At 50.8% G+C, this 19,662-nt stretch carries 6 protein-coding genes; 3 read left to right on the top strand and 3 right to left on the bottom strand.

The window, feature by feature from the left end; translation table 11 throughout:
- Positions 1-792: 792 nt before the first annotated feature.
- The 3 genes from ACIS_RS03900 to ACIS_RS03890 all read right to left on the bottom strand — a co-directional run bounded on the left by ACIS_RS03900 (position 793) and on the right by ACIS_RS03890 (position 15,046).
- Positions 793-9,642 (bottom strand): hypothetical protein, encoded by an 8,850-nt coding sequence (locus ACIS_RS03900; RefSeq protein ID WP_012880888.1) that lies wholly within the window; start codon positions 9,640-9,642, stop codon positions 793-795.
- A 669-nt stretch (positions 9,643-10,311) separates the two neighbouring features.
- Entirely contained in the window at positions 10,312-12,525 is a 2,214-nt protein-coding gene (locus ACIS_RS03895) for a hypothetical protein (protein WP_012880887.1), read from the bottom strand.
- A gap of 535 nt (positions 12,526-13,060) precedes the next feature.
- Positions 13,061-15,046 carry an ATP-dependent helicase gene (locus ACIS_RS03890; protein ID WP_010267337.1) on the bottom strand — a complete coding sequence of 662 codons (1,986 nt, stop codon included), beginning with the start codon at positions 15,044-15,046 and terminating at the stop codon, positions 13,061-13,063.
- A 209-nt stretch (positions 15,047-15,255) separates the two neighbouring features.
- On the opposite strand from ACIS_RS03890, the gene ACIS_RS03885 reads away from it, so the two are divergent.
- The 3 genes from ACIS_RS03885 (at position 15,256) to ACIS_RS03875 (ending at position 19,619) form a co-directional block, all read left to right on the top strand.
- Entirely contained in the window at positions 15,256-17,106 is a 1,851-nt protein-coding gene (locus ACIS_RS03885; protein ID WP_081440543.1) for a hypothetical protein, read from the top strand.
- A 438-nt stretch (positions 17,107-17,544) separates the two neighbouring features.
- Positions 17,545-18,087 (top strand): hypothetical protein, encoded by a 543-nt coding sequence (locus ACIS_RS03880; protein ID WP_238523260.1) that lies wholly within the window; start codon positions 17,545-17,547, stop codon positions 18,085-18,087.
- 209 nt (positions 18,088-18,296) lie between these two features.
- Entirely contained in the window at positions 18,297-19,619 is a 1,323-nt protein-coding gene (locus ACIS_RS03875; protein ID WP_041651246.1) for a hypothetical protein, read from the top strand.
- Positions 19,620-19,662 lie beyond the last annotated feature (43 nt).

The following is a 19,662-nucleotide window of genomic DNA, read 5'->3' as shown; positions in this document are numbered from 1 at the left end:
TTGCATACATTTTCAGCTGCAGGTAGAGCCACCCTCTCACCTAGATGTTGGCAACAAAGCCCGACGAGATCTGACAACACTCAGCGGACAGGAACGCGCCCGTATCCGCTGCTGTTCCGCTTAACATCTACGCTAGGTTGCCAGCACCGCTCGCACACACCGCCGGCGCAAGAGCACCAAAAGCCCTCGCTACCTACCGCAAAATCTACCAACGGTTTAGCATCTGCGACACGTTTCTAGCTCCCCCCCCCCCCACACACGGACTCAGAGACAACCACAGCTGCCAAGCCCCGCGTGGGTACGGCCAACACCGGCTCCGCAAGGCCACGCTACACGCGCAACGGAGCATACACACACCCGGAGATTATGTACGGTATTGGTAGAGCAAGTCAATAATTTTACAACTCGGGCACGAGTAACAGCGCTGTTATTCACCATGCTGTTATACAATTTTTTGTATCATCTGGTAAAGAATTTTACACTATTTTGTTGTGTATGCCGCTATTGGGGTGGATGCAGGAGGCAATTAATTATGTTGCGATTGGTGTATCCACAGTGCGTACATTCCCCACAACTATATGAAAATGCTTAAAGTGCGTGAATATCAAAGGTTGTGGATGTCGAAGTCCATCAAGGCTCGAACGATCCGGCCTGCGGGGTATACGCCGTTTTCACGCGCAGATGTAGGCTTTTGGGATGTTCTATGAGTGCATCTTGGGCCATGCGTTATGCGCAGTTTGGGTTTATTGCTTCATTGGTGGTGCCACTGCGTCACACATCCTGCCAGAGCCACTACCCGCGACCTTTCCTAGTGGTTTCTGCTCGCCTGCTTGATACGCTGTGGATTGTGCTGTCACTCACTACTTCGGAAGGAAAGCGGGTGGTTTCGTCATCATCTGCACCAAGATGTTCATAGTCGCTTTCGTCCAGCTCATTTTGGTGCGGTGCATCAGCATCACCACTTGTGCGTAGCAGGTGTGCTGTGCGTGGGTCACGCCGTCCATCCTCAGTGGGCCTGTAGGTGTCTCTTACGTATTGCGCAGAATCATCGAGTGTGTCGCTCTGCACGCCAAAACACTGCCGTAGGAATTTGAATATCTTTCCAAAGAGTTTACACACACAATCCAGTATTTTTCTAAACCAGCCCTTACTGCTTGTGTGTGGTGCCATGTGCAGCACATTCTCCTCTGCAAATTCGGGCATAGGTTGCTGTTTTGTGCGCTTTTTCTCCCGCCCAACCCTGACTTTTTGATATCCCTGTACATCGTCATCTGTCGCCAATGCGCGGGTGCGAAATCCACCCTGCGGCCTACTACATTCCGCAACAGCGGCGCGCCACGGCGTGTCAACTGCAGAAACTATGTCACTGACAGGGAGGACAGTTGCTCCGGAGTTTTCTGTAAGACCCAGGTTAATGGTGGCGTTTTTGACTGTATAATTGGTCGAGTACACTGAAACTTCTCTTGCGACCTGGTACCGGACGGAAATGTAGAACTTTCCATGGATTCCAGCATCAACTGTGGCACTTTGCGCTACTGTGTACTCCTGCTGGGGTTCTGAGTAGTCTACGTCACTGCATATGCTGCCTACGATCTGTAAATCGTCAACCGCGGTACCAAGAGGAGCAACACTCAACTCTGCGATACGCAGCAGGAGATTTTCCCCAAATTCTGCAGCATCCGCGTTCTGTGGATAGAAAACTTTGCGGCACAGACGCTCGTTCTTGAGCGCTCTTTTGACCTCGTCAACGAAATTAAACTTCCCGTTAGAAGCAAATAGTTGCATTTCTGCGGTGCCACGCTTAGCTGACTGTTTGGTCTGGTGCCGCATCTCAGACTTACCAAGTCCGGATGCTTCAGCGTTTTGTGTTCTGCCGCGCCGGGTGCGATGTGGCCCCCTTCCTGATTTAGCAGTACGCGCTGCTCTCACCGCATCTTCTGCTTCTTCTTCAGAGTCTGTTAGCAAGTTCCGGTCATCGTATCCTGTGCGACTTACACTTTCCTCTTGTTCCTCCTCTTCTTCTGTGTCCGTCTCGTAGGAGTCGCTGTCCTCCTCCTGTGACTCGTACCTGCTTCGTGCTGCTGCATCTGCCTCACGCCGTGTTTTCATCGCTTGCAGTATTCGTGTTGTGCTCCACTGCTGCCCCTGCTGTGCCAAGTTTGGGTCCGTAGCTTCTGGTTCTGTGCCGTCACTAATGCCGGTATGCTCAACCCAAGTGATGCCGTCTTTGGATGTTGCCGCTGCGTGAGGGGCGGTAAAAGCGACATCACCTCCTCCTTCCTGCGATGCTGTAGCATGCCCCATTGCGAGGTGCCCTACGTCGCCATTATCTGCTTTGGGCTGAGCGCTTGATGCAAACAAAGCCGCCACACCACGAGGTTGTTTATAGCTCTCGTAGGGTTCGCTATCGTGCTCGCTTCCCGATTGAGTGCCAACAGTAGCGCGTCCACGCACCGTATTGGCAATGTTTTGCAGCAAGTCGCCAGAAATAGCGAGCGCTTCCTCGTTATCGGGAAAATCGACAACCAGCTCCTCACCTGTGCCTTCAACGACCACTTTCAGCTGTAAGTTTGAGAGTACAACGTGGACGGCATTCCGTGCACGTGTGCCGGGGCGTATAACATATGAAAGGACAGCACGCACCTTGTCCAGATCTCTGGCGGTGCCAGGTACTACATACCTTGCTGTGGTTTCATGCTCCTCTTGGACCTTAATTGCCAGACTACCGTCGCTGTTTGTGGTTACTGTCCTAGTGACCACAGGTGCCGTGCCCTGCTTGACAGCTAATGAAACGTTTGGTGTGCTTATGCCGCCTTGCATTACATCTAGCAAGCCCTTGTGCGTGACACCCGGTGCTTCGTCTAGTACTGCTGATAGGAGTGTCAACTGTGCGCGTGGGTCCGAAAAAATGTCAGGGTCTATATTGGTGCTGCCATCAAATTTGTGTCTCAACACCCAGTCGTTGCCCAGAACCAGTGTGTGCAATACATAACTGAGTTCTTTACCACCAGTGTAACTGGAGTCAAGGATGATGTCAGGTGAGTCGTCTGCGCCAGTCTGAATTGCAACGGATTTTGTATTAGAGCGGCTTCGCGCAACACTTTGTTGTGCCGCCTGAGATAGTGTTGTTGCTGCCTGTGTCCGAAGCCTTGCTTGGTCGGTGTCTTGTCCATCTGTGTCACTAAAGCGCTGTGCTGATGCGGCACTTTGCGCAAATGCGGGCTGTTTTTCTCGCGAAACACGCTTGCTGGCTGATATACTATGCCTTAGCTCGGTAGCGGATGGACTTTGCCCGTCAGCCCCCAATGATTTAACTACAACGTCCATATCGGATAATACATACTCCCCTAACGTCGCAGTGCCGCTTACTTTGTAGCTTACCTTTGCTGCTACAACTTCCAGTATCTTCCCCGCCAAATTCTTGATCTCGATATTGTGTACTTCTTCCACAATTGTGGGGCTGCCCTCCCCCTGATCTAGGGTTGTTATCTTTATTTTGGGGCCGCTTGTAGCGTGTGCAACCAGACCATAATTGCCATTGCGTATACATGCTTTAGCGAATTCCAACATGCCCTTACGCTGCGGTGTAGGCCTGAGCAAGTATTCCTTTATGAATTGCATGACGCTATCACCTGCAGGCGTCTTTCCGCCCGGCTTGTGCGTGTTTTCATCATAAACCAGATTCCAAGGAGTTGCTGCTGCAGCATCCATTTCCTGATCTGGCTTACTCTTTAGCGCGCAAGTTTCGCGATGTGTAGCGGGTGCGTTGCTACCTGCCGCAGACGTTACGGGCTGCGGAGTATGCTCAGTGGCATTACTGGCTTGTCTCACAACTCCGGTGCCGGCATCCAGGTCCTGCGTGTCTGTAGCACTACTTTTTTTCGGAGGAGTCTCTGGTGGTTCACCTGTACCGCTACTGCTGGGTTGTGATATGCCTTCCAGATACTTGGCTATGTTTGCAGATTGCGAAGGATCGGAACTTGTGCGCGTAGCACCAAACTCTGTAGCTACAGCAGCAACCTTCTGCTCTATGGTTGTAGATGCTGTATCTGAAAGCTGTTGTGCTGCAGTGGATGATGTAACAAGCTTTGGCGGCTGTGGCTCTGTCTCTGTGCCGGGCAAGCCAACCTCGTGGGTGCCAGTGCTCTCGTACTTCAGCTCCGAGTTTGAATCTTCGTGTTGTATTGTAACTTTCAAGTCGCTGATTTTATATTTGTTCAGTACAACAGTGGGTTTTACTGCATATTGCACGCTTGCTTTCAAGCTGCCTACTGTATTGCCGCTATTTAATACACTGAATTCGTGGTGCTCGGTGACTATTACTTCTGCAATTATATGCCGCTCGCCTTTGGGGCCTCTGGCGCGTGTGGACCCCTGTGGCCTCTTCGATGGGACAATGCTGATGTTTGCATTCTGGTCGTAGTTAATGGACGATTTTACGAAATCGAGCAAACCTTTGCGCCTGATAGTCTCCTGGTGTAGAAATTTTGAGCAGAATTCCTCAATGTTTCCGGACTTTGCCTTCTTCTTGTTGTCCTGGTGATATGTTCCAGCGTCAATAAGGGTCCAGGGATTTGGGATCGCATCACGCATGATCTGGTCTGGCTCGCTCTTGAGCGCAAAGACGGCTCCGCCACCCGCTCTTGCAGCCGCGTGTGGCTGTGTTTTGGTCGGTGCGCTATCCGGTGTTCCTTGTGCTGGCGTTGCGCTGTTATCCGCCAAACATGTGTAGACCGCTATATTAACTCCATCACGGGGTTGTCCTGCCGCAGCAGGCATGCCGCCCTGCGCCTTATCTTCCGGCTTCCCTTTCGTGGTGGGGCCACTAGTGGGGGCCTGGTAAGCTGCGTGTGGCGCTGCACTGTCCGTGTCTATCTGGGAAAAGTAAATCTGTTCGCCCACAGGACCAGTGCCTCTCAATGTATCGGCGGCTTTCCGCAGTAATGTATTGGGGATCTGAATCTTCTCGGTGCCATTGAAGTCTATGTCCTGCACAGCTTCTGTGCCTGCGACGGCTACTTTCAGTCTCACGTCCGATATGATGGCATGTTGTGCGGTTGTGTCAGCAGAAATTGTGTAAGACAGCGTGGCATTCACATTGCCCAGATTTGCGGGTGTGTCACTTGCGATTGCCTTCCACATCACTGCGGCCGTATGCTCCTCTTGAACTTTAATTGCCGCAGAACCAGCATCTTTCTTGATATCCCGCTTAGTTACGTTGTCTGTTATGGCGGACAATATGATGTTTGGTGTCTTGATGCTCTTTTCCAGTGCCTTCATCAAGAACTCATGGGTATTGTCTGGCGCCGTATCCAACACTGTTGACAAAAGGGTGCGCTGCTCGCTTGCACTCAGGTTCTCAAGATTTGGAGTACTACCTGTATCATCTCGATTGCTAACTGCCCAGTCTTGACCCAACACCAATGAGGACAGCCCCCCATCTGTGACCAGATCATGGCAAGCCTTGTGGTTGGTGCTCAGCGTTATATTGTCAGGCGTTACCATCCCACTAGCATGTCCCACGCGTTGGGCCACACCCTTTGCACTTGCCCCTAGTGCACTAACAATTTCTGCAGCTTCCCTCTTTATTTCACTGAAACCCTCGCTCTCAATGTTGCTGAAGCCTATGAGGCGTTTTGTGCGCCGACCAGATCCAGTATCTCTACTGGGATCCTCTTCCGTCTGAGGTTCTTCGGCGACACTTTGCGATAAGTCGTAGGTAGCCTTGATTTCCCCAATGTTGCCGAGGCTTATGTCTTTCATAACGCGTTGACCCGCAACATCTAGGCTCAGCTTCACGTCCGATACTACCGCATTCCCAGCAGCTTTGCTGTCAGAGATTGTATAAGACAGAGTAGCATCCAGATCACCCAGATCTTTGGTCGTATTGCACACAGGGTCCTGCCATGTCACATTGACCTTATGTTTCTCTTGGAGCCTAATTGCTACGGAACCGTCATCATTTTCGATCTTATGTCGGGTTACCTGTGGGCCAGGTTTGGCAGTTAATGTAACGCCCGGTGTGCGGATGTTGTGCTGTAGTACCCTCACCAAAAACACTTCAGTGTGTCCGGGTGCGAATCCACAACCCCCTCCAAGTTGTTCTGCTAATTGTTCAAGTTCTCTAGATATATTCTTGAATTCCTTGTCAATGCTTCTCAGGTTTTCGATATCATCCCGCACGGGACCGGAGCTTCTAGCACCTACACCCCGCCGCGATTTGCTGGCAACTTGTTGCAGTAGGTAGTTAGGAACCTCAATCTCTTCAGTGCCGCTAAATGTTATATCTTGCATATCACCCGTGTCTGCAATGGCCACTTTCAGTTTCACGTCCGATATGGTGGCATGTTGTGCGGTTTTGTCGGCGGAGATTACGTAAGACAGAGTAGCATCCAGATCGTTGGTTGCACCGCTTATAGCCTTTGCTGTGACCTTATGTTTTTCTTGAACCCTAATTGCTGCGCGACAATCGCTGCCAACGATATTCCGCTTGGTTATCTGCGGGTCCTGTGTGGCAGTTAATTTAACATCCTTGATATTTACGCTTTTTTTCAGCACGTCCATCAAAAGGTCACAACTCCGCTCGGTATCAAGCACTGCTGACAATAGAGCTTGTTGCTGGTCTATGCCTATGAGTTCAATAGGGGTGGCATCGTCATCATCCCGATTGTTAGTGCTCCAGTTTTTGCCCAAAACCAGTGCGGACAACCCATAGTGTTTGACAAACAAATGACAGACTGTGTGGTTAGCGTTCAATTTTATGCATGACGGCGCTGCCTGCGTCTTTGCTGCCCTTTTCAATGATGCTGCAGACCGTTCCCGCAATTCTTGTTGTTCATCATCTTGCCGATCACATTCGGTACCCTCCGAGTGCTTTGTCTTTGTGGTACTCTTCCTGTGTGCAGGTCGCACGGGCCCTGTCCTCGATACACATTCGCTGGCTTTGATGCCATACTTCAGCTCTTGTGCGGATGGGGTGTTTCCATCACTTCCCAGTGACTTAACCACAACGTTCAGATCGGATAACACATACTCCCCGTCCGTTGCGGTTTCGTTGACCTTATAAGTCACTTGTACTTGCAGAACATCCAAAGCATCTGAACCTCCTCTGGCAATTCGGACGTAGTGCTCCTCTTTAACAACACACGGGCTGACGGGTAGACCATTGTCATCTTGCTCAACATCCACTTCTATTTTTGGGGACTTGAGTGCCATATCTAGCTCGTCGCCATCTTGCACGCATGCCCTTATGAACTCCAGTAGGCCTTCACGATGCTTTGTCGGCTTGAGTAGATATTCCTCGGTGAATTTTAGGATGTCGTCATTAGTTGGTGTTGCATTGTCTGCATTGTCGTGCTCGTCCCCGGCATAAATCAGGTCCCAAGGAGTCTTGGCCGCATCACGCATCACACTATCCGGGCTTGCCTTGAGTATTGTGGTAGGTACTCCATCCTCGTCATCCTGTCCGGCATGCCGCCCATGCGGTATGGTGCTAACCGCTGGTTGCCTGCTTGCTGCCCGCTTTAATGATGCTTCAGACCGTTGTAGAAGTGCCTCTATAATAGGATCTCTCTCATCTGTTGCATCGTAGGTATAAGTTGCGTTGATACTACACGCCAGCGGGGGCACTTTCGCCCTATTTCCGTTGTGACCCATAGACCAAACTTCGGTATGCATGTTTCCAAACACGTATTTTTGGCCCTTTGCGCTTATTGTGTAGGTTAGCTTAACTTTCAGCTGGTCTTGTGTGAGTTTGCATCCATCCTGTATTCCGAATAACCTTGCACGCATGGGCGGGGAATCATTTATATCCATCACCTTGACCCAGTGTGTTTCTTCTACCTTCACCATAGGTGGGGTGATGCCCTGCCTCTCTATGTATGTCATGGTGACTTCTGGTGTGGGTCTGCCAAGGTCGCGCGCAGAAACTCTTATGGTCGTTTTGCGGGTGTCAATGCATGCTTGTATGAATCCCAAAAGACCGGGACGCAAACTTGTTGGTTGAATAACGTCGCGTGCAAATTTTACTATCTGCTCATCACGAAAGGTGTCCCCGATGCTCTCATGCAACTGCAGCTTGGCACCAGACGCGCCAGCTGTATCGTAGTATCCTTCTGTTTTTATGAGGTCCCACGGGGTACGTGCTGCGTTACACAGCGTCTTATCCGCCGTGTCCTTGAGTTTTACTCTGCAGACTCCAAATAACCCGGGGGTGCTTTCTTGGGTGACAATGTCGTATGTATCGGGTACGTGAAACTTCTCTGCGCCCAGCCTCCCATGGCGTTTCCGTCCTGTGGGGGAGATGGGCAAAATGTGTGAGTATGTGGAGCTGTATGTGAACTTTTCCCCAACAGAGCGTTGCCCAGATGCGTCTATGGGCCTTACGATTACTTTTAAGTTACAAAGTTCGCACTTCTCTGGGTCGTCTGTAGCCGCAATTGTAAATTCCACTAATGCTTCCAGCCGACCAATGAACTCCGGCACACCACCCTTCTTCTTCACGCGCATAACCTTCACGCAGTGTGCCTCTGTCACCCGAACTGCGGGCACAAGATCCGCCGACGCGGTGTCAATAACTGGGCGTATTATTATACTCGGGTTTTCAATAGTGACCCCGGCCGCGGATACTTTAATGTCATTGCCCTTCACACATGATTCGAGAAAGCCCAATAGGCCACCACGGTCTGCAGTGGGTTTTAACGTGTCTTTCAGGACGTTGACCAATTTCTGGTTACATCGCATCCCGCCCAACACTACCTCGTGCAACTGTATTTCGTCTGGGTGGTAATCCTGCGCGCTTATAATTTGAGCGTCGGTTTCCTCGGCGAAGTCATATGCAATATCTGTGCTAATGAGTTGCCACGGTGTCTTGCCACGACCACGTGTCGTCGTGTCAACTCTTTGTTTGAGCTTGTACTTATTGAAAAAAAAGTTATCGCAAAAAAGGGAATATGCGGAATTTAGGGTACCGGTCCTTCTCTCCAACAGGCTAGCACAGTGTTTCTCTACAGCATGTACACTAGTTCCTGTGGCATGTTCTGCGTCCTGTTGTGGCTGAGGCGTATACAGCACATCCTGCACTGTGCCTAGCCTTTGCGGTTCTCCTGTTGGCTTGCTTCCATCCTGCCCAACGCTTTCTATCTCTACTTTCAGATCGCTTAGCAAATAACTGTCGCTCCGGTTTCTTGGAGAAGAAACTCGATAAGCCATAATAACCCGGATCTTGTCTACAGGTTTCAGGTTTAAAATTCCCGATTTGCCACTATTTTTGGAGACTTGTACAATATGCTCCTCCACAACCCTGATAGCTGCGTGCTCATTGGGGTACGCCTTGTCCGCCTTCGTAGTGACCAGTGGTGTTGGGGTGTCCTCTCCTTGAGAGATAACCAGAGTACGTGGGTCCTGATCAACGGCTGCCAACACGTATTTCAGTAGCTCAGGACGTTGACCCGTGGGTTTTACTATGGTGTGCAGTACGTCTGTTAGGGTTTCGTCACAACGTGGTTCACTATCGAGATCGAGGATTTTTTGAGAGTATACGACCGACGTGCACGATGCTCTGTGACCGCCGCGAGGCGGCTCTCCATGTTCTAGGACAATCTTCCACAGGTTATTGTGGGCACTAATGCCATCTGTTCGCATGCTAAGACACCACTAGGCGAGAAAAAGCAACCCAAGAACGCTTTTCTGGGAACGTCCGCCGGCCATAACAGAAATCCTACACGTATAGCCAGGCATATTCTTCCCATCTGCGTGCACCCACACCAAATGACCTGCTTATCGTTGAATCTGAGTGCCCAGAAACACTGCGCGCCTGACGCGAGCGTGCCAGATTGTACTACTCGCACAGTGAGAAATGTGTAAACAAAGGAGGAAACTCTCCTCAGAGGCGACCTATATCATGGTTGCATTCTAGTGGTGGGCTCTAAACTCTGTGTGCATTCATTCGGCACCCTGATCTGGAAAGTGCCCATGCAGCGCACTGAAAATTCATCTACCTGTAGTTGGTGCACTTTAGCACCTTGCGATTTGTGGGAGGGAGCATGCACACGGCGCCTGAGGCCTGTTATGTCGGGGTAACTAAGCCGCTACAACGTGATGACACGCAAATGGCGGAACGTTGCGCACCCATGCCCCACACGACCTGGGCACTTGAGGCACTCGGGTAGCATTTCCACAATTGTGAGTCAACCAGAGGTTACTGCCGAAGCGTTCACACCATATGGGCGGCACTTCACACCAACTACCGTGTGCCGCCAGAAGGACCGAATCCGCGCACTCACGTTAAGGAAATTGGGTCTGGGTGCCATCTCACGCTGACCTCAAGTTTGCGTGTGAACGAAGGGAGTTGACTTCTACGTCGCTCATTGCCGTTGAGGGGGAGCCGCTATCTGTGCGGCCTTTTCTCTCGAGGTCGCTGTGGCCTGTAGCTGGATTGCGCTTCTCCCGCATACCTTCCGCAACTTCGTGCTGCGATCTGTGTGCATGGCTGCCACGGGAGGAGCTGTGTATCTGTGAACCCGGGCTTTTCTCCGTGACAACTACATCGTCGCTCGTAATGTTGCTGCTATTCCGATTTGGACTAATGCGCGAGACAAGTAAGGTGAACGGATAAACGATAAATTTCCATATTGTGCGCAAAATTGCCCTGAAAGCCGCGTAAACTCTGCAGAAAATTTTTGCCAGCAGGGACCTTGCTTCTTCCTCTTGAGCAGATGCTGGCTTGCTCTTGTTGCACCCGCCTCTCATGCTGTTGTCGTGTAAGTTTTGCGCATCCGCAGGGGGTATGCTGCTATTGGAGGCCATATCCTCGGTGTTGAGGCACTGCACCTGCTCGCGATGGGTTCCCGGCACCGAGGGTTTGTCAGTGGTGGGGTTGAGGCGCACTGTGTAGCGGAGGTGTACGCGCATTTTTTCTGCCTCCTCGCGATCTCGTGTGCGTACCATGGTTGCCTTATGTGTGACGCGATACGAACCTTCCTTCTTTAGCCGACTTCTGCTCAGGACCTCGTCCTCAATTTTGAAGTCAGAATCCGGCAGGGAGCGTTTAGCCAGCTTTTCAAATATGCCTAGAATCAGCTTTTTAGCAAAGCTACTGGCTTCCCCTTGTTGTGCGAAGAAGAGGTTTTGTACAAAATGCTCATCACACAGAATTTCTTCAACGTCTTTTGCGAGCGTAAATTCTGTGCCGGACCATAGCGAAGCTGCTACTGTTGCATTTGCGGTTCCCGATTGATCGCTGCTTTGCAATGTTTCAGGCGCCAAAGTGTGCTGCACACCGTAGTCAGGGAACGATTCGTAGGCCCGCTGCCTAAACGTCTCGGTAACACTTCCATCTGTGGATGACGCACTGCCGCGACGTCCCGCAGTCTGTAAGACTGCCTGAGCTATTGTGTCGGCAAATAGTGGCTGGTCATGCTGATGCTCCTCGTCAGTGGAGGTCAAAGACTCTCTGCGAATCTCGCTACCACGGGCTCTCGGCGTTTCTGCGTGCGCATTCCCAGAGGCTTCAGAAACGCCGCTCTCCCCTTGCTCCTGCCCTGCTTCTGCAGCGTGTGCACTACTTGGTTTCTGTGTCTCTGCTACGACGTCTGGCGTGATTAATTCCCCACCTGCGCCGCAACTGTCGGACGCATCAGAGTGCGTGTCAGACGTCGCATTTTGGGCGCCACGATGTGCGGCCCGCGTGATTGGCAAGGACACTTCCGAAGTGCCATTGCAACTGTACAACAGCCTGGTGTTCACACCGTCGCGTCTTATCTCAATGCTCAGATCACAGATTTTATAGCGGTTTTGCGTTGATGTGGGCCTGACTTTGTACTCAATATCTGCCACTAAGACGTGTATATGCCCGTTGGCACTGCTTTGTACATAGAATGTGTGCTGCTCTGTGACCTTCATTCCCGCTATGCTATCATCGCTGCTGGAATGTATGGTGCGCATGCTTGCCTTTTCGGTACTAGCAACGCTTATGATGGATGTAGTAGAGATATTGGTAATGGAAGCCCTTATAAAATTGATCAGGCCTTGTCTATCTTTGGGTTTCTGGTATAGGTACTTCCTGCAAAACTCCCGTATGTCGTTTTGTGGTATACTGCTTATGCCACAGCTATCATGGGTTGAAGCACAAATCAGACTCCAAGGTTCCGGAGCCGCATCTCTCATTTTCTGATCTACCCTAGTTTTGAGCGTAGGTGCAGTTGCGGCAAGCTCTGCAGAACCCGATGAGGGTAACGTGTCATCCCTGACATCCTCACGTGAATTTGCCACGCTGTCTGAAAAGAACGACCCCACGCTACCTACTGCACCATGTGTTGCGTGTGTGCACCCCTCGTTCTGCTCAGAGGGTGATGCACTGCCGTTCTGTGCTTGTTCATTGTCTGGAAGATTACTGCTTGTTGTGCTGCAATTGCTCCCGCTACCAGCGGCACCTTGCCGGGGTTGCGCCGCGCTTTTCTTCTCCCTACCTGGTAGCAACGCCAAGAGTCGCACTGCGCTTCCCCTCCCCCCAACAACTGACAGCAATGTAATGGAACAGCGCTATTGTAATAGTGCCGGGCATATATGCAACCTACACTTGCAAACTGGGGGCAGCTATGTACATTTCGCGAAAGCATGAGGTAAGTTTTCTGGGGTGCAAGTGCTGAGTATCTTGTCTAGCGCCGCTTCGGTTTGGCATATACTCTGTACAGTGTTAGTGATCTCTGTAGTGACACAAGAGTCCGTTGGATTGGAGCTACCAAATCAAGACGGCACCCCCACGCTTGTGTAACCATGTGGTAACCGCGGTCTACCTGAGCTTTCATCTCGTTTGTGCGTTGTTTGCGGAATGCTTATCGCTGTGCACAGTCTTCATTTGAAGTTGTGTATCTATGGTATAGGTTGCGGTAGTGGCTCACCTGATGGCCTGCTGCGCTTCGCGAAAGTATTAGGTAAGTCCCTGGGAGTGCAAGCACCATGTGGCTGGTCCATGCGGGTTTGGGTTTGTTCTGCCCTTATATTTTCCATCAAAAAGGGCTACCCAGCAAGCGGTTAGAGCTGTGGGGCAGTGGGCTGGATGCTAACAACCATGCTGCATGGAGCCATCTACATTTTTTAGAACTTGCACGTGCTCTGCAGGGAGCTCCTTTATGAATCGCGATATCTTCATGGGCTGCCTCCAGTTGTTTACCTCCCTCACCGCGACGCAGGATATAAACAGCTGCTCTCGTGCTCTGGTCATGCCCACGTACGCAAGGCGACGTTCTTCTTCCAGGGCATTTCCAGTGGAGTCATGTATAGATTTTTCGTGGGGGAACACTCCCTCCTCCCAGCCGGGTAGAAACACCAGTGGGAATTCCAGGCCCTTAGCCGCGTGCAAAGTCATCAGGTACACATGGTTGTTGGCCTGCTCGGGTGAGTCTACCTCCGTTACCAAGCTGATGTGCTCTAAAAACTTGGTTGCATTCTCAAAGTTCCCCACGGCGGCGAACAATTCTCTAATGTTTTCGATTTTCGATGCGCCGGCATCCCCCTCGTCTTTCAGCATGTTCATATAGCCAGAACCCTCAGCTATAGCCTGCATCACGGTTGTTAGAGATGTAGTGTCCAAGGTTTCTCGCCAGCATTTGAATTTGTCGAGCAGATTTTGCAGAGTATTGGAGGTCCTTTCTGGCAGTAGTCCGAAGCGTATCATAGACTCCCCAGACTCGAGCAAAGACAACCTATTGTCCCTGGCGTATGCCCGCATTTTTGCGACCGTAGAGGCTCCAAGCTGCCGCTTCGGTTTATTCACTATCCTCTCAAACGCTATGTCATTTTTAGGGTTCGTTACCACCCTGAGGTATGCTACGAGATCTTTTATTTCCTGTCTGTCGTAGAACTTGGTGCTACCTATGATTTTGTAAGGAATTCCACACCTGACCAAATACTCCTCGAACACTCTGGTTTGAAACCCGGCCCTGACGAGTATTGCAGTTTCGTCAAATCTGTATTCGCTGGAGCCTTTTATGTACTCACTAATAAACTGCGCTTCCATCCTGCCATCCCAGAATTTCATGAGGCCAACTTTTTGCCCCGCATGGTTTGTGGTCCAAAGTTTTTTACCCAGCCTGGACTTGTTGTTGTTTATAATTGCGGAGGCTGCACACAATATGTTAGAGGTTGAGCGGTAGTTACATTCCAACCTGACGATCTTCGCTTCAGGAAAATCGTCGGCAAACCTCAGTATGTTCCCAACTTCAGCTCCGCGCCAACTGTAGATAGACTGGTCATCATCCCCGACACAGCAGATGTTTTTACGTTTTTGGACGATTAGTCTGAGCCACAAGTATTGTACTGTGTTAATGTCCTGATATTCATCTACCATCACATACTTAAACTGTTCCTGATAGTGGGAAAGGACGTCTGCATGGGCACTGAACATCGATACGTTGTACAGAAGAAGATCGCCAAAGTCAGCGCAGTTGAGGGCCTTTAGCCGTTCCTGATACTCATAATACACGTCACGCACTATGTTAGGGCACTTTTGCAATTCCGTATCTGTAACACCTGCGGGTAGTAGCCCCTTTTCTTTCCACCTCTGTATCGCATGCATCATTTTTTTGCATTCCTCTGCGGGGTGCCCGGGTTGTGTATCATTCACAATGGCTTTTATGAGCTGCAGCTGGTCATCTGGGCCTATGACTGTAAAATCTCTCCTTAGGCCGACTCGCTCCGCGTTGCTACGCAGTATTCTGGCCGCAATTGCGTGAAATGTTCCCAGCCATATACCAGTGGTATCGACAATCTCGCTCACTCGAACAAGCATCTCCCGCGCGGCTTTATTTGTGAATGTTACTGCCAGAATCTGGCTGGGAAACGCGAGCCCACGCTTGATGATATAACCCATCCTTGAGGTTATGGTGCGAGTTTTACCTGTTCCAGCTCCCGCTAAGATAAGAACAGGCCCATCAACACAAAAAACGGCCTCCTTCTGCTCCTCGTTTAAGGATAGCAGAAAACTTTCCTCTGGATTGCACCCCGACATATGCTGGGCATCATCTACTGGGAAGTCACAATGTTCCATAATGTCAAGGCTCCGAGAACGTGGGCGCAAGCACCTGTCCCATTATGGACCCTAAGGGAACGCACAATCAATAAAAACTAAACAGACGCCCAATGCAAACTGCCATGCTACGCTGGTTGCACGCATAGCGCCGTGTATTGTTGACAGTATTTACAACGTTGTGGCACACTCGTATGTTATTAATTCCTTAACTTTGTGGAGTGTGTGTTATGGATAATAGCACTGCCATGCAGAGTAGTACTGCTGGGGGGGGGGGATCCTCCAACAACGTGGAACGTTACTTCCGCACCTGCCGGCGTGTAGTGTGGATTATCAAGCCGGCCTATTCTGCTGTTGCTATTGTGGCCACGACCCTTTCGTCGCTATTGTTGGTGACTTTTGCTATTGTGGCCACGACCCTTTCGCCGCTATTGCTGGTAATTTTTGCTATTGTGGCTTACGTAGCAGATTCCCGCACTACCGGAATCGACGCCGAGACGAGTGTGACCACCCGTGCCGCTGAGGTTGCTAGTTGGCAGCTGAAACAAGAATGTCGCAATATCGATGCTAAGTATGGGCTGAGCGCACCCGATGCTGACAGCATCAACCACCAAGCAACTATCCACCGTGCTGCTGAGGTTGCTAGTTGGCAGCTGAAACAAGAATGTCGCAATATCGATGCCAAGTATGGGCTGAGCGCACCCGATGCTGACAGCATCAACCACCAAGCAACTATCCACCGTGCTGCTGAGGTTGCTAGTTGGCAGCTGAAACAAGAATGTCGCAATATCGATGCCAAGTATGGGCTGAGCGCACCCGATGCTGACAGCATCAACCACCAAGCAACTATCCACCGTGCTGCTGAGGTTGCTAGTTGGCAGCTGAAACGCGAGTATGAGAGGCTTTGTTTCAGAAGTGCGGTGCGCCTTGTCTCGATTGTCGGGGATTTACACAGGGTATGCTATCTCGGCGGACAAGAGATTACTGGAGTTCGTGAAGATGTGCGTGCTGCCATACTTATGGGAACTATCAACTACATAGCACGTGCTGCAGGATGCATCGCATGGGACGCATGTCTTAGCTTAAGAGGTGCCGATCCATCGGCAACGCTCAACGGTGTCTTGCTCACTCCACAAGCACGGCAAGGGCGGAGTGCTGGTGGGTCAAGGGCAGGACTCTACTCTCGGATCGTAAATGATTTGAGACGGAGGGGGAGTCGCAGCACTGAAGAGCTTTGTTCAGGAATTGCGCGAGCCCTTGTCTTAACTGCCTGGGATTTATGCAAGGCAAGGCATCCCGAGCAAGATATTGCTGGAGTTCGTGAAGATGTGCGTGCTGTCATACTTATGGGAACCATCAACTACATAGTGAGTAGTGCGACGAATATCGCATGGGACGCATGTCTTAGCTTAAGAGGTGCCGATCCATCGGCAGCACTCGACGATGTCCTGTTATTAGCATGGCAAACACGGGAGATAGCGTGCAGGTATGAGAGGCTTTGTTCAGGAATTGCGCGAGCCCTTGTCTTAACTGCCTGGGATTTATGCAAGGCAAGGCATCCCGAGCAAGATATTACTGGAGTTCGTGAAGATGTGCGTGCTGCCATACTTATGGGAACTATCAACTACATAGCACGTGCTGCAGGATGCATCGCATGGGACGCATGTCTTAGCTTAAGAGATGCCGATCCATCGGCAACGCTCAACGGTGTCTTGCTCACTCCACAAGCACGGCAAGGGCGGAGTGCTGGTGAGTCAAGGGCAGGACTCTACTCTCGGATCGTAAATGATTTGAGACGGAGGGGGAGTCGCAGCACTGAAGAGCTTTGTTCAGGAATTGCGCGAGCCCTTGTCTTAACTGCCTGGGATTTATGCAAGGCAAGGCATCCCGAGCAAGATATTGCTGGAGTTCGTGAAGATGTGCGTGCTGCCATACTTATGGGAACCATCAACCATATAGCGAGTAGTGCAGGATGCATCGCATGGGACGCATGTCTTAGCTTAAGAGGTGCCGGTCCATCGGCAACGCTCGACGATATCTTGTTCGCACCGGCACAGCAAGCGCAAGGGGTCGCTTTTTAGCTAAAAGGTTATATGAGATGGAGGAGGGGGAGGCGAAAAGCCTTTCCCTCACCAAAATTCTAAATCCAACCACAACAATTGCCTCCTCTATAGCGGAGAGTTTGATGTAAAGGAGTGTGCAGTCGTACTCTATTGTTGAGAGTTTTACAACGTTGTGATACACTCATATGTTATTAATTCCTTAACTTTGTGTGGTGTGTGTTATGGATGATAGTACTGCTATGCCGAATGGTACTGCTGGTGATGATGGGGGGGGGGGACAGTCTGCTAGCCGTCAAGTGTCCCGTGAAGTTGAGGTGGCAGTTGACAGCATTAACGCCAAGACACATGCGGCCATCAGTGCTGGGATCGCTGAGTGGAGACAGGAGCAGGAGTGCAGGTATAAAGAGATTTGTTCAAGAATTGCGCGAACCCTTGTCTTGGTTGCTGGGTATCTACATGAGGCAAAGTTTCCCCGAATACAGTATTGTTACTGGGGTTCCCGAAAACGTGCGCGCTGGTATACTTATGGGAACCATCGAAGACATAATGAGCGTTGCGAGAGATATTGCATTGAACGCGTGTAACAGCTTAAAACTTGCTGCTCCATCGGCTACACTAGACGGTATCTTGTGCACACAAACACCGCGTGATGATGCCGCGCATGTGGCTGGGATGCCACGGACAGAGCACTCCCGCGCTGAGGAGCGGAGACAGGAGCTAGAGCGCAGGCATAAAAAGATTTGTGCATCGATTGCGCGAACCCTTGTCTCGATTGCCGGGAATTTGTACGAAATAAGGCATCCCGGACAAGATATTGTCATCGGGGTTCCCGAAGATGTGCGTGCTGCTGTACTTGTGGGAACCCTCTTCTACATAGCGAGTGATGCGATAGGTATTGCATGGGACGCATGTCTTAGCTTAAGAGGTGCCGGTCCATCGGCAACGCTCGACGATATCTTGTTCGCACCGGCACAGCAAGCGCAAGGGGCCGCTCTTTAGCCACAAGGTTGCATAGATAGGGGGAGGCGAAAAATCTTCTCCCCCTTACCAAAACTTCTCCGAATACTATCACAACAATCACCTCCTCTGCAATGGCGAGTTTGGCATAAAGGTGTGTGTGCGTAGTACTGTGTTGTTGACAGTATTTACGATATTGTGGTACACCCGCCACGTAAAATTTTTTGGAGTGTGTTGTGGATAATACTGCTATGCCGAATGATGTTGCTGGGGGGGGGGGACAGTCTTCTCGTTATGAGGTTCCCAGTGACGTCAAGGATGCATTTGCTACCATTGCAAAGTACATTGCTGCGAAGAGTCCAAAGCTTGGTAATCTAGAATCCGCTATTAATGATGTAATACGTCAAGATGGCGACAATCCGGACATTACCGGGCTAGCTGCTCTTGCACTCGCCGCGTTAGGGGCCAGTGTCGCTAATATTGCTGCGAATGAAAAAAGTCGCAACCCGGAGCTAGCTCGCGAAGAGCTGAAACAAGAACTCCGTGCCATAGATGAGAAGTACAAACCTCGCATTGAGCTACAGGCTGAGCTTCGTGAAATCAATGCTAAACACGGGCTGGGTGCACCCGATGCCGGCAGCATCAACGCCAAGGCAAGTGAGGCCCGCCGCGCTCAGATTGCAAGTTGGCAGCTGAAGCAGGAGTGTCGTGATATAGACGCCAAGTACCGAATTAACCAGCTGGCGCAAGAGTTGCGCAAGTACAGTTCTGTTATTGGAAAACTGCGTGATGCTATTGGGCAGATTGATCGTCATTACCCTCCAGGTACAGAGGAGGCTCGGAAACTTTCCAGCGAGATGCTACGCGATGTTTACAATATATACAATGATATCAGCGATTTACGTGAAAAAATAAGAGAGATTGCTGCCGCCCGCGCCACTTACCCTCCTCATGAGGTTCTAGAGAGTGGTGTATGGTGGCACGGCTTTCCCGGCTCAGACGGAACCTCCTTACAAACACTACTTGATGATGCCGTGTATGTGGCTGAGATGCCACATGTGGAACGCCACGCCACAGACACAAGCGATGGGGCAGCTACGGCTCGCGAAGAGCTGTGGGCTGAACTTCGTGCAATTGATCGCGAATATGCGCCCAAAATTTGCTTACAGTACGCAGGCGCAGCTGCTGCTGATGCCGTGGAATTACACAGTGAGCTTTGCCGCCGGCTTGGCGGTGACCACAAAACCGTAAAAGCCGTTGGTGCTTGCTGCAATCTTGCACGGACCCTCGTTGATTTCTGTGATGCTACGCAAGAGTTCGCGACTCTAGAACAACAAGAAATTGATGTTGGCCTTGACACCCACGCAGCAGCACTTGCCGACCAAGCGATGTTGCGCGTGGTTGATACTATTTTCAGTCTAGGTGAATGTTATAGGCACCTACTTATTAATGACCGTCATGCATTAGGAGTACTTGTAGGGATGGCCTGTGCAATGACGGGTGCCGACCCATCAACATTTGTAGCTGATGTCTCGGTTTCAGCGGCACAGCAAGCGCAAGGAGCCGCTCTTTAGCCAACAGGTTATCTGAGATGAAGGAAGGGGAGGTGAGAAGCCT

This window comes from Anaplasma centrale str. Israel, assembly GCF_000024505.1.
In the GTDB taxonomy this organism is placed as follows: Bacteria; Pseudomonadota; Alphaproteobacteria; order Rickettsiales; family Anaplasmataceae; genus Anaplasma; species Anaplasma centrale.
Note: the sequence above shows the minus strand (reverse complement) of the source record. Positions and strands in the feature narration are given on the sequence as shown.

Coding starts and splice junctions, on each gene's coding strand:
- ACIS_RS03900 (WP_012880888.1), bottom strand. CDS start 9,642: ATGCGAACAGATGGCATTAGTGCCCACAATAACCTGTGGAAGATTGTC.
- ACIS_RS03890 (WP_010267337.1), bottom strand. CDS start 15,046: ATGGAACATTGTGACTTCCCAGTAGATGATGCCCAGCATATGTCGGGG.
- ACIS_RS03885 (WP_081440543.1), top strand. CDS start 15,256: ATGGATAATAGCACTGCCATGCAGAGTAGTACTGCTGGGGGGGGGGGA.
- ACIS_RS03880 (WP_238523260.1), top strand. CDS start 17,545: ATGAGGCAAAGTTTCCCCGAATACAGTATTGTTACTGGGGTTCCCGAA.
- ACIS_RS03875 (WP_041651246.1), top strand. CDS start 18,297: ATGCCGAATGATGTTGCTGGGGGGGGGGGACAGTCTTCTCGTTATGAG.